Consider the following 12,397-nt stretch of genomic DNA (forward strand, 5'->3'; position numbering starts at 1 on the left):
CTTATTCCCAATCAAGAATAACCTTGCCTGACATACCGCTGCACATTACGTCGAAGCCTTCTTGGAAGTCATCAATCTTGTAGTGGTGCGTGATGATTGGCGATAGATCCAGACCAGATTGGATCAGTGAAGCCATCTTGTACCATGTTTCAAACATTTCGCGACCGTAGATACCTTTGATCACCAAACCTTTGAAGATAACTTGGTTCCAGTCGATACCCATGTCTGATGGTGGAATACCTAGTAGTGCAATACGACCACCGTGGTTCATTGTGGTTAGCATTGAGTTGAATGCTGCTGGGTTACCAGACATTTCTAGACCAACGTCGAAGCCTTCTGTCATGCCTAGCTCAGCCATTACGTCTTCTAGCTTCTCTTCAGCAACGTTTACTGCACGTGTTACGCCCATCTTACGAGCAAGCTCTAGACGGTATTCGTTCACGTCTGTGATCACTACGTGACGAGCACCAACGTGTTTTGCTACCGCCGCTGCCATGATACCGATTGGGCCAGCACCTGTGATGAGCACGTCTTCGCCTACTAGGTCGAAAGAAAGCGCGGTGTGTACTGCGTTACCAAACGGGTCAAAGATAGACGCTAGATCGTCAGAGATGCCTTCAGGGATCTTGAACGCATTGAACGCTGGGATCACTAGGTATTCTGCGAAGGCACCTTCGCGGTTAACACCCACACCAATTGTATTACGACATAGGTGAGTACGGCCGCCACGACAGTTACGACAGTGACCACACGTGATGTGACCTTCGCCAGATACGCGGTCACCGATTTCAAAGCCACGAACTTCCTGACCAATCGCAACCACTTCACCCACATATTCGTGGCCAACAACCATAGGTACTGGAATTGTCTTTTGTGACCATTCGTCCCAGTTGTAGATGTGTACATCTGTACCACAGATAGCGGTTTTCTTAATTTTGATCAGAATGTCGTTATGGCCAACTTCAGGTTTATCAACCTCAGTCATCCAGATGCCTTCTTCAGGCTTTAGCTTTGATAATGCTTTAATTTTCATAGTATTCACCAAACATTGCCCCGCTCTATGCGTGACAAAAAATTCTTTCATCTAATGCGTTTAAAGAAGAAATAAAGGCTTTGCCCATGAGCCGACTCAGAAGAGTTGGGAAAGCCTTTTTATCTTTAAACGTAAGCGCTTTTCTTCTTCTAATCTAACCCCTCACCTCAGTTTTAGAAGGAGGCTAAGAAGAGGAAACGAAACTTAGATGATGCCCATGTCCTTACCAACTTGGATGAACGCGTCGATTGCACGGTCTAGTTGCTCACGAGAGTGCGCTGCAGACATTTGAGTACGGATACGCGCTTGACCTTTTGGTACAACAGGGAATGAGAAGCCAATTACGTAGATGCCTTTCTCTAGAGCGCGCTCTGCGAATTCTGCTGCTACTTTTGCGTCGCCAAGCATGATTGGAATGATTGCGTGGTCAGCACCACCCATTGTGAAACCAGCGTCTTCCATACGAGTACGGAAGTGTGCTGCGTTTTCCCATAGACGGTCACGTAGGTCACCGCTCTCTTCTAGTAGGTCTAGAACACGGATAGAAGCGCTTACGATTGCAGGTGCAACAGAGTTAGAGAATAGGTATGGACGAGAACGCTGACGTAACCAATCAATTACTTCCGCTTTACCAGACGTGTAACCGCCTGAAGCGCCGCCCATTGCTTTACCTAGCGTACCAGTGATGATGTCGATACGGTCAACCACGTTGTGGTGCTCGTGCGTACCTGCACCTGTTTTCCCCATGAAGCCAACAGCGTGAGAGTCATCAACCATAGTCAATGCGCCGTACTTCTCTGCGAGGTCACAGATAGCCGGTAGGTTTGCTACTACACCGTCCATTGAGAACACGCCGTCCGTTACGATAAGAATGTGGCGAGCGCCTGCTTCTTTCGCAGCGATCAGTTGTTGCTCTAGCTCTTCCATGTTGTTGTTCGAGTAGCGGAAACGCATCGCTTTACATAGACGAACACCATCGATGATTGACGCGTGGTTTAGAGCATCAGAAATGATTGCGTCTTCTTTACCTAGGATAGTTTCAAATAGGCCCGCGTTTGCGTCGAAACATGACGTGTAAAGAATCGTGTCTTCTTTACCTAGGAACTTAGAAAGCTTCTGCTCAAGCTCTTTGTGGATGTCTTGAGTACCGCAGATGAAACGTACTGAAGCCATACCAAAGCCGTGGTCATCCATGCCTGCTTTACCTGCCTCGATAAGCGCTGGGTGGTTAGCTAGGCCAAGGTAGTTGTTCGCACAGAAGTTAAGCACTTCTTCACCGCTAGAGATTTTAACCGCCGCTTGCTGTTGAGACGTGATGATACGCTCTGCTTTGTAAAGGCCTTCCGCCTTTACTTCTTCAATTTGCTGTTCAATCTGTTGGTAAAATGCAGAAGACATTCGCAATTCCTTCCTGTTTATAGTGTCGAGTTTTTACTCGATTAGAATTAGGTTGAGCCTTTATGTGACGGGCATCACAGGCAATTACTTATCAATTAAGTGTAGTGTAATTCAAGGAAGGAAAAACGATTATCCCTCGAGGTGGAAAAGCATTAATGAATCCGAGGCACGAATCCAGTTAATGCTTTCCTATGAGGTTGTAATGAAAGGGATTATAGCCAAGTCGGCTTAGCTAAAAGTGCTTCAAAGTCCTTAGCGGGTAATGGTCGGCTATAGTGGAAACCTTGTCCGAACTCACAGTTTAGGTTTTTCAGGTAATCCACATGGCGTTGTTCTTCGATGCCTTCTGCAACGATCTTAAGGTTGAGCGCTTTCGCCATCGCAATAATCACGTTAACAAGCTCACGGTCGGATTCGTTCTCAAACATGTTCTGCAAGAAACTGCGATCGATCTTGAGGCGATCAAACGGGAACTTCTGCAAGTAACTTAATGCGGAATAACCGGTACCAAAATCATCAATGGTGAGCTTCGCGCCCAGAGTTCGTAAGTTATCTAGCATCTCCATCAGGTCACTGCTGTGGTTAAACAACAAGCTCTCTGTCACCTCTACATCGAACAATTCTGGAGACAACCCCGACTCTTCTATGTGCTGCTTGATCTGTTCGAAAAGTCGATCACAGTATCTAAACTGCACGCTTGAGAAGTTTACCGACACAAACAGAGGTGTAACGTCCTGCCATTTTGCCGCTTGTTGGCACGCTTGACGAATGGCAAACTCACCCAGTTGATGAATCAAGCCATTCTTCTCAGCAATCGAGATAAACTCTTCTGGATTCACAAAACCAAACTTCTCGTCATTCCAACGCATCAGGGCTTCTGCTCCAACAATCGCCCCGCTGTCGAGATCAATGATGGGTTGATAATAAAGCTCTAACAAATCGTGAGAAATAGCATGACGTAAGCGACTTTCCAAGTCTAAGAAACGCTGTAAATCTTGGTTCATGTTGTGGTCATAGAAGCAGAATGCATTACGGCCGTCTTGCTTCACACGGTACATCGCCATATCAGCACAAGCGAGTAGCTGCTCTGAATTATCGCCATCTTCTGGATAAACAGACATACCTACGCTAGCGGACAAGAAGAATTCATGATTTTGCCAAACAAACGGCTCGTTAAATACAGACAATACAGTTGCGGCAAAGCGCTTAGCACTGTCGGCATTGTCTAAGTCTGGAATCACCAATAGGAACTCATCGCCGCCAATTCGTGCCAACAAATCGGTTTTCCGCACCGCCTGATGAAGCCGCTCAGCACTCAGTTTGAGGATCTCATCACCAACAAAGTGTCCCATCGAATCATTGATTTGTTTGAAATGGTCAAGGTCGATGAACATCACCAGTACACTAGAGCCTGTGCGTTCAGCGCGTGACAGCTCTAAACCAAGGCGTTCAGAACCATAAACTCGATTTGGTAAACCGGTTAATGCATCGTGCTTGGCTTGGTAAGCCAACTCCATTTCTGACGATTTACGACGCTCTATCTCACTGGTTAAACGTTGGTTTTGCTGAGATAAGAAGTCTTTGCGCTTCTTCTCTTCTTCCAGTTTGATCTTCAGCTCAACACGTGTGTTATTAAGGTTGAACGCATACAACAAGCCAAACACAATCAAAATTGCGAGGATACTTAACCCAGAAATAAATATTCGAGACGTGTAGATATCGCGTTCGCTAAGTGACTCAAACCAAGCCATCAATTTAAAGTGATGGTGCTCGATTGGCACTTCGAAATAGATCTTCTCTTTTAGCTCTTGAGCCAGTGCTTCAGGCTCAGTGATGTTTTCCTGTTCCAACTTACGGCTGATAGAATCCCATACTTCCATTTCCACATTATTGATCTTCAGCACCATGCGACTGTAACTGTCTTCATGCTCCTGATTAGTCAATTGGGAAATGACTACCTTCTCGTTGATATCCGCAATCAAATAGCCGACAGGTTTGCCTGAGAACATGACTTGCTTTATCACCTGGATAAGTACTTTGCCATCTTCACGCACCGCTCTGACTTCTTCACTGTGGTCGTGATCATTCAATAAACGCGAAGTATCAACACGATGATCGGACTTTTGACCTGTTGTGATAATGGTCGAGCCATCAAGACCTATCAAAGTTAACTGGTTGTAGATCAATTGATTATTGACGATTTTGGTTTCAGATTTCTCTTGCAGTTTACGTTTTAGATTGATCAAACTTGCGCCTAAACCATACTCCATCGACATGCCTGAAGCGAGGTTGGCAAAGAAGGTTTGTACCGTTTTATCGGTCGATAAATGGTCTATATCTTCACTGGCAATCGTAAATAAATTATCAAGGGTACCTGCATAACTTTTCACCTTTAGATCGAGTTCTCGATGCTGTGATTCTTTTAGTTTATGTTGACCTAAACTGGTGACCGTAATAATCATCGCCAAATAGAGCGACACCAATATCGCACTGACTGTGATGATCTTCTGACTTGATATTTTTTTTACAGACTTTCTCATATATCTTTCTTACTATCTTCTAAGAAGTAGTCATTATAAAAATAGTAAATAGATGGGTAGTATTTCTCGACCAAGGCTTGGTACGTCCCATCTTGCTTAATTGAATTTAAGTATTGGTTAAACGCGGTTTTTAATTCAGGAGAGTCCTTACGGAAGGCAACCGCCATTTTTTGGTTTTCTGATACTGGGCCAATGACTTTGATTTCCCCCGGCCACTTTTCAAGTGCAATCAATGTATCTGCAACATCAAGCAACGTACTTTCCGCATCGTTTTTCATTATGGCAGGCACCATTTCGTTCAATCGGCGCTGACCATCCGGCAAAATCACTTTTGCGCCGGTGTCATAGAGGTTATACAAGTTCGGGTCGAGACAAGAATGCTCCATCGCTAAGACTTCACGGCCTTTAATGAGTGACTTCACCATTGAAATATCGTCATCAATAGAACCTGTTGGCTTAATCGGAGTTAATGAAGAGTCAGTGCGTGCTACTAGCCAGACTGCGGATGGGAAATAGTCCTCCGAGAAATCAACAATTTGTGCTCGCCAATCAAGAATCGTGACGCCGTTAGCGATCAAATCGCCTTCAATCGCCATCTTTTCACCAACCATCAATTGCGCATCTTTGTATTCAACTTGCTGCCCAGTCAGTTTACCAACCACATTGTTCCATTGGGCTGGGACGTATTGGTAACGTACGCCAAGCGATTTAGCAAATCCCTTGATGATATCGACATCCAACCCCGTCAATGTTTGCATTTCACCTTGATCGATGTAGGAAACAAAATTGGCATAAGGCACACCAATATGGCGTAACACGCCACTGTCCTTAATGTCTTGCAGATCGCCAGCAAAGGTCTGAATCGGTAGCAGCGTGACCATCCCTATCGCAAGAGTGGTCATGGTTTGCTTAATTGTTTTCACTGACATGATGAATATCCTTCTCTTTCACAAAGCGCCCAATTAAGGGCGCTTTGATACTTAACAACAGCGTTAGAACGAGTAGTACAGGTCTGCAATCGCTTCGATTAACCCTTCTACATCTCTCTCATCGTGGAACAAGTGAGTAGAGATACGCAGCGCATGCGTTTCAAACGAATCGTCTTTGTACAACTTGAAGCTTGTCGTGCGAATGATGTAACCATAGTCCTCGCGAAGACGATCACGGAACAATGTTAGTCGTTCCTCATCCGTCACATCATCAAACGGGTTAAAGGTCGTCAGACCGCTGGTTAGTCCTTCCACGTTTGGTGAGTACATCTTCGCATAAGGTAACGCTTCACTAAGCAGCGTTTTACATTGGTCACTCAATTCTAAAATGCGTGCTTCAATTCGGTCACGACCAATTTCATCCCACATTTTACAACTATCAGCAAGTGCTTGTTTTGACGGATAGTTATCGTTACCAATGTATTGCATTTGTAGCTGTTTGCCTAGGTAATCAGCATGAGAAAGCGATGAGTTGATCAACCACAATGGATTTTCACGATCGCTCCAGTACTCATTTAAACGGTTACCGTTATCACGTACATACAAGATACCTGTCGCGCCTGGACCACACTGCCACTTATGGCCAGATCCTGCATAGAAATCACAATCCATATCGTGAAAATCTAGGTCGAACATACCAACAGTGTGCGCGCCGTCAACTAACGTTGGGATGCGGTGTTGCTTTGCTAAAGAACAGATAGCTTTAGCAGGGAGAGTCGTACCGGTTTTGTAGGTAATATGAGAGAACACAATAAGGCGCACATTGTGGTGGGTTTCAATCGCATCGCGGAAGGCTTGAATGTAATCTTCTTCCGTGACGTTTTCTGTACCAGTGAAAACCGGAAGCTGAATTTCTACCACGTCCACACCAAAGCGATGTTTTGCCACGTTCATTGGTGACGTTGCAGCAACGTGTTCATGGTGAGTCGTTAGAATGACATCACCTGGCTCAAAATGCAGGCCATTGATGATAGAACATAAGCCATCGGTGGTGTTGCGGCTTAGAATGATTTCATCTGGGTTAGCACCAAAGCCCGGCGCAACTTGCGTCACCATTTCAGAAACATGAGGCCAAGCACCAAACTTGTCTTTCATGTCCCACGGGTACTTAGCAACGATTTTATTGTTGTCTTCGTACCCTTCTAAAACATGTTTTGGCATCGAACCTGTCGTGCCGATATTCATGTAAGTCGTTCGTTTATCCAATACGAACTGCTTTTGTACTTTACGCCAGAAGCGTTTGTCGTTTTTTCTACCTAGTCCGTTGTTGCTCCAATCAATTTTCGGTTCTTTTGCTTGAACTGTACCGGAAAATGCGGAAGCACTGACGCCAGCCACAACTGCACCAGTTGCACCTTTTAAGAAATTGCGGCGGCTGCGATTAGTCTGAATAGATTCCTTGTCGCTCATCTTTTCGATCCTTGTCGGAAGTTTAGCCATATTATTAATTATGAATCCGTAACTATCTGTTACTAAACCATTATTACCTCATCACCCGATAGTTTAGATCTTTCAGCTGCCATTAAGTGACTTTAGTTCCACTTTTTCATTTCATATGATGATATAAGCAACAATTTAACCCCTTTACAATAAACAACTATAAGCATAATGAAATATTCATTGAAACACTTATCACAAACATAAAAGATGGCGCATTTTATAATCTTTGAATCGCGCAAAAATAAACGTTGTAATATTTTCATCACAATTTGGGCGCCAAGGTTAATATTTAAATTGAATACGTTAAATCTGTAACAAATTCAGGTTCATTCATTACAATTATTAAAGTGCCATCCAAATAACAAATCAATTGAATCATTGTCCGAGAAATAAATAAGGCCACTATCCACGCCAAAAGATAGCAGGATAAAGAAGGTCGATGAAAGTAAGGCGCTTTTAAGCTAAGCGCCCGAAGACGGAAGTGATACGGCTCGCAAGGTAAATCGCTGTTGGTACTGAGAAGGGGTAACACTGGTTTCTAGGTAACTATGGTGCAGCATCAAAATAGACTGCACAATCTTCGTGCCGATGCCCAAAGAGCCACCTTCAGCATTCTTTTCGATATGGTTAATGAAGGTAAAATGAATTCGAGTCTTATCTTCACTCAAATGTGCTTGGCAATGCACTGCTGAACCAATTGGGCTGTGACGGAGTGCATTCTCCAATAAGTTAAGCACTAAACGCTCTAGCAACCCTTTATCGCCGACAGTTTTAATCTTATCTTCCACTTCAACTTTGAGTTCTACCGTTTTTCGTGAAAACTGGCTTTGCATTGTCTCAGCACATTCGGCCATTAAAGCGCTAAGCTCGACAGGGCAATATTCATAATTCGGCATTGGCGCTTCTTTTCTTGCCGCATCAAGTAACGAATGCAATTGGGTAGAGAGCTTCTCACAATTTCGGAAAGCGACGTCAATCAAAGGATCGGATTCCGGATGTTGCAAGCGCCACGTTTCCAAATAACCAAGCACGCTCGATAACGGCGTTTTCAGATCATGACTCAGTTGCAACAAGCTTTGACGACGATGAGACGATTGATACTCCAACTGTAAAAACTGCTGCTGAATGTGCTTCGCCATCATCTGATAAGAGTGCGCAATCGGCACGAGCTCTGGCACTTGGCGAGTAAAATCAGGTTGTAGGCGGAAGTCATGCTCGGCTTGTTGTTCAAGTTGATTGGTTACGCGCTCAATGGGATTCAGTAAGCTGCGTTTTACCAGCACATACGCACCCAATGCAAAACCCAAAATCGACACCAACACTAATCCTGCCAGCGCGATGTAAGGGGTATCGACTTGAGCATTGGCAATGGCGTCATGTCGGGTACTGCCAATCACCACATAGAGATAACCGACCGTAGAGCCTAATTCCTCTATCGCCGCGACAGAAAAGACTTTGTGCTCACCACGATTGCGTGGGTCTTCACCCAAAATAGGAAAGGGTTGGTCATTTAAGAATTGCTTAATGGGATTGAGATCCACCGCTCCCATGATCTCCGCCCCTTCTGGTGCTGCATGAGTGGTGATGTTGCCTTGGCTATCGAGGAAGTAGATTTCAAAATCAGGGCCGATCAGCATGAGCGTATGAAAGATCGACTTGAGCGCTTTAGGGTTGTAATCCGTCCCGATCATCAGCGGATTGTCGTCACGCATGTGGCTAGCTAGCTCTTTATGCAGGCTTTGCTTAGTGCGTAACTCAATGGTTTCTTTTTGCCAATTGTAAGTCAGTGCAATCACTACCGCCGCGAGGCAAAACCACAAGCTAGTAAATACCACTAAGCGAGATTTGAAGCTCATCCTATCGCCTCCTTAAACAGCACTAATGACTGGAAGAGAAAAGTTATTGTCGTGGCTGAAACTTGTACCCCACGCCCCAGACCGTTTGAATAAAGTGATGCTCAGAGTCAGACAAAGACAACTTACTGCGTAGGCGATTTACGGTGCTACACACAGTGTGGTGATAACCAGAATGACTGGTGTTCCATACGTGATCGAGCAATTCATCTTTACTGTAGACTCTACCCGGACGAGTCGCGAGAAACTGCAGCAAAGTAAACTCTGTCGCGGTAAGAGTGACATCTTTGTCGTTTAGGGATACTTGGTGCAACTCCGGAATAATTCTCAGCGGACCAAAATCCATCGCATCTTCGAGGACTTCATCTACTAATTTGGCTTCTGCGGTTTGGCTGACTCTGCGTAACACGTTTCGCACTCGTGCTTGGAATTCTAATACGCTAAATGGCTTAGTGATGTAGTCATCAACACCCGCTTCTAAACCGTCAACCTTGTCCATTTCACCGTCTCTGGCTGTCAGCATGAGCACTGGGCTCCAATCTTGTTGCTGACGCAAATAATGGCAGATATCGAGACCATCACCATCTGGTAAACCTCGGTCAAGGATCAATAAATCAAAGGGTTGTTGCTGATATTGCGCTTTCGCATCGGCGACATTTGTTGCTCGCGCCACTTGGTGTCCTTGAAACTTGAGATGCATCTGAACCAGTTCTGCCAAATCATCGTCATCTTCCACCAGCAAAATGTTCGCGACTAAATTGATTGCCTGTTGTTCCATGGTCCTTTCCTTGCCTTCGAGTATCCTCATTTTGCAGATGACCGGAACAAGCACGCATTTCTTTCAAAAAAGGTTCCGATGACGCCATGAGGGCTAAAGCGCTCAGCTACAAGCGCTTTGGAAAGGAGACGTCATCGGAGCCTGTGTTACTCGACTCGAGTGATGGTGACTTTCGCACCTGGGTTCAAGAAACGATGGTTCGCAGAGAGTGCTGAGTTTGCTAATCCATCATCTTGGCTAACAACACCCGCATGGAAGGCAACAACGTCACTGCTGTCATTACGAGCGGCATTGAAGCCCTCACCGCCACCTGCTGGGCCCGGAATGGTTTCGGCAAGCTCATCGTTTAGCTCTGTACCCGAATCCCAAACGTTCATGCTCATTTCGTAGCTTTCACCCACTGCGAGCGATTTGAGCGATAGCCCCGTTTCGCCAACAAAGGCATCGTTGGTATTCACAAACATAGACGCCACAGACAAGTAACCGTAACGACTAGGGTCAACCGTGATGGTGACTTCGTCCGATGCGCCAGGCAATACCAATCCATTACCTGAAATACCTTGATAGACACTGTCATTGCTGTTCATCAATTCAATCAGCTCGGCGTTACTACCACCTTCGGCAAGATGCTCAAGTTCAACAGATGCCGCTTGGCCAATTTCAAACAGTTGGTAGTCACCATTGTGAGTGAGTACCGCAAGCGGAGACATAGGTTGATTCGCAGTCAAGTTCGCCACGTTGACGGTGTAACGGTACGATTTCACTACGTCGTTATCATCATCGCTTGGACAACCAGCAAGCAAGCCGACTGAAGCTGCTACTAGTAAGATTCTGACTTTCATACATCCCCCCTTACTTCACAACGATTGTGATGGTTGCGACTGGGTTCAGCCAACGATGGCTGCTGCTGTCTAGATCACTGATGCCGCCGGTTGGATCGCTATCACCAAGGTTACCCGGATGCACGTGAACTTTGTCGTTAGTTACCGTTGTTTCAACGCCTGTGCCGCCAGTACCAAAGGTAATGAAAGGTGGGTTTGGCATGCTAGACGCAAGTTCATCGTTCGCTTCTGTACCAGCATCGTAACTTCTAAGCGTTGCTCGGTATGTACCCGCTTCCGTTGGAATCTTCCAGCTATCCAGACCGACGAAACCATCATTGGTTGGCAACAACATCGCGCTCAGAGAAAGATATCCGTGGTCACCACTGTCCAAGGTGAAGGTGGTTGCAACACCCGGATTCAAAATACCACCAGCAGGGTTCTCAACCACCGCACCACCAGCGTTACCAATCACACTAGCAAGACCAGAGATATCGCCGCCTTCTGCCATGGCTTCTAGTTCTGGCGTTGCAGCTTGACCCGTTCTGAACATTTGAAGATCAGAGCCATGTGCAGCAACAATAAGTGGCGTAAAGTAGATGCCTTTGGTTGCGTTTGTCACGGTGATTTCCAATTCCGCCGCATTCACTGATGCAGAGCCTAGTGCCATAGCGACTGAAGTCATGACGAGTCCGAGTTGGGTACGTTTTTTCATTGTGATTCCATCCTTTAATGAGGGTTGAACTACCCAAGCCCATGTGTACGGCTTTACTTCTTTGTTCGTGACTTGAGTAGGTTAAGCATTACGTTTCGAACGTTTTGCGTTCTTGCCTCTAAGAATGACGAGCAAATCTATCAGCAACTTCATCGAATTCTCATAAAATTCTCACAAGTTCTGTTCGATTTTTTCAGCAGCGATTTTTACTCTTAATCAGCTATTTACACTTCGTGTGCTCCCCTCCTACAATGCGATATTCTCTGTTTAAATCACGATTATCACCATGATTCATAACGTTCTGTCTGCCTACTATGGCGAAATCTACGGCATCGCTTTTTTCAACCACTACTTGAGCCATTACGCCCAAAGTGAACAACAAACGCTGTGGCAAACCTTGATTGCAGTGGAAGAGCTCACTGCAGAAAAGCTCAAACCTGTACTGCTGACAAATGGCATGGATATAGAAAGTCGACACCAAGAGATGCTGGATAAAGGCGTGGCAGATGCAACCAAGTGGATTGCTTTACCAAGGCAAGAGTTGGTGGCGACGCTTTTGAAGTGGGTGAAGCCTTATGAGGTTAAGTATCGAGAGTGGCATGAAGAAGTGAAAGCTTCACAACAGTATTCAACCGCTGAGCAAGAAGCTATCGAGTTGATTGCAGACCACGAAACGGCCATTTATCACTGTTGGCAGCAATACCATACTGGTGAATCTGGCTTGCCTGCACTCAATGCATTTTTGGCAAAATATCGTTAAAGCGAGACGGTGACACTTGAACCTCGTGAAACCGTACCAGACAATATCGTTATTCCGCTGCGCAGAACTG

At 45.4% G+C, this 12,397-nt stretch carries 10 protein-coding genes; 1 reads left to right on the forward strand and 9 read right to left on the reverse strand.

Annotation, left to right across the window (positions count from 1 at the left end):
• Window position 1 precedes the first annotated feature (1 nt).
• The 9 genes from tdh to L1076_RS03985 all read right to left on the reverse strand — a co-directional run bounded on the left by tdh (window position 2) and on the right by L1076_RS03985 (window position 11,567).
• Window positions 2-1,033, reverse strand: a complete 1,032-nt coding sequence (gene tdh, locus L1076_RS03945) for an L-threonine 3-dehydrogenase (RefSeq protein WP_042601215.1) — start codon at window positions 1,031-1,033, stop codon at window positions 2-4.
• Window positions 1,034-1,237: 204 nt separating this feature from the next.
• The gene (locus L1076_RS03950) at window positions 1,238-2,431 is read right to left on the reverse strand and encodes a glycine C-acetyltransferase (RefSeq protein WP_038868427.1); all 1,194 of its coding nucleotides are present in this window, start codon (window positions 2,429-2,431) and stop codon (window positions 1,238-1,240) included.
• Between the two features lie 212 nt (window positions 2,432-2,643).
• Window positions 2,644-4,971, reverse strand: coding sequence for an EAL domain-containing protein (locus tag L1076_RS03955; RefSeq protein ID WP_038868426.1), 2,328 nt, complete (start codon window positions 4,969-4,971; stop codon window positions 2,644-2,646).
• Window positions 4,968-5,900, reverse strand: a complete 933-nt coding sequence (locus tag L1076_RS03960) for a transporter substrate-binding domain-containing protein (protein ID WP_038868423.1) — start codon at window positions 5,898-5,900, stop codon at window positions 4,968-4,970. Before L1076_RS03960 ends, L1076_RS03955 begins: the two co-directional genes overlap by 4 nt.
• A 63-nt stretch (window positions 5,901-5,963) precedes the next feature.
• A complete protein-coding gene (locus L1076_RS03965) occupies window positions 5,964-7,370 on the reverse strand; it encodes an aminotransferase class V-fold PLP-dependent enzyme (protein WP_039975774.1) in 1,407 nt (468 codons plus the stop codon).
• A 491-nt stretch (window positions 7,371-7,861) separates the two neighbouring features.
• Entirely contained in the window at window positions 7,862-9,256 is a 1,395-nt protein-coding gene (locus L1076_RS03970; RefSeq protein ID WP_045423063.1) for a HAMP domain-containing sensor histidine kinase, read from the reverse strand.
• A 43-nt stretch (window positions 9,257-9,299) separates the two neighbouring features.
• Entirely contained in the window at window positions 9,300-10,031 is a 732-nt protein-coding gene (locus L1076_RS03975) for a response regulator transcription factor (RefSeq protein ID WP_237303181.1), read from the reverse strand.
• A 146-nt stretch (window positions 10,032-10,177) separates the two neighbouring features.
• A complete protein-coding gene (locus L1076_RS03980) occupies window positions 10,178-10,873 on the reverse strand; it encodes a spondin domain-containing protein (RefSeq protein WP_045407521.1) in 696 nt (231 codons plus the stop codon).
• 10 nt (window positions 10,874-10,883) lie between these two features.
• Window positions 10,884-11,567 (reverse strand): spondin domain-containing protein, encoded by a 684-nt coding sequence (locus tag L1076_RS03985; protein ID WP_186174893.1) that lies wholly within the window; start codon window positions 11,565-11,567, stop codon window positions 10,884-10,886.
• Window positions 11,568-11,853: 286 nt separating this feature from the next.
• On the opposite strand from L1076_RS03985, the gene L1076_RS03990 reads away from it, so the two are divergent.
• The gene (locus L1076_RS03990) at window positions 11,854-12,327 is read left to right on the forward strand and encodes a hypothetical protein (protein ID WP_237303182.1); all 474 of its coding nucleotides are present in this window, start codon (window positions 11,854-11,856) and stop codon (window positions 12,325-12,327) included.
• Window positions 12,328-12,397 lie beyond the last annotated feature (70 nt).

Source organism: Vibrio sp. MMG023, from assembly GCF_021654215.1.
Classification (GTDB): domain Bacteria; phylum Pseudomonadota; class Gammaproteobacteria; order Enterobacterales; family Vibrionaceae; genus Vibrio; species Vibrio jasicida.

Excerpts from the sequence above, each read along its gene's own strand:
- tdh (WP_042601215.1), bottom strand. The coding sequence starts at position 1,033 with ATGAAAATTAAAGCATTATCAAAGCTAAAGCCTGAAGAAGGCATCTGG.
- L1076_RS03950 (WP_038868427.1), bottom strand. The coding sequence starts at position 2,431 with ATGTCTTCTGCATTTTACCAACAGATTGAACAGCAAATTGAAGAAGTA.
- L1076_RS03955 (WP_038868426.1), bottom strand. The coding sequence starts at position 4,971 with ATGAGAAAGTCTGTAAAAAAAATATCAAGTCAGAAGATCATCACAGTC.
- L1076_RS03960 (WP_038868423.1), bottom strand. The coding sequence starts at position 5,900 with ATGTCAGTGAAAACAATTAAGCAAACCATGACCACTCTTGCGATAGGG.
- L1076_RS03965 (WP_039975774.1), bottom strand. The coding sequence starts at position 7,370 with ATGAGCGACAAGGAATCTATTCAGACTAATCGCAGCCGCCGCAATTTC.
- L1076_RS03970 (WP_045423063.1), bottom strand. The coding sequence starts at position 9,256 with ATGAGCTTCAAATCTCGCTTAGTGGTATTTACTAGCTTGTGGTTTTGC.
- L1076_RS03975 (WP_237303181.1), bottom strand. The coding sequence starts at position 10,031 with ATGGAACAACAGGCAATCAATTTAGTCGCGAACATTTTGCTGGTGGAA.
- L1076_RS03980 (WP_045407521.1), bottom strand. The coding sequence starts at position 10,873 with ATGAAAGTCAGAATCTTACTAGTAGCAGCTTCAGTCGGCTTGCTTGCT.
- L1076_RS03985 (WP_186174893.1), bottom strand. The coding sequence starts at position 11,567 with ATGAAAAAACGTACCCAACTCGGACTCGTCATGACTTCAGTCGCTATG.
- L1076_RS03990 (WP_237303182.1), top strand. The coding sequence starts at position 11,854 with ATGATTCATAACGTTCTGTCTGCCTACTATGGCGAAATCTACGGCATC.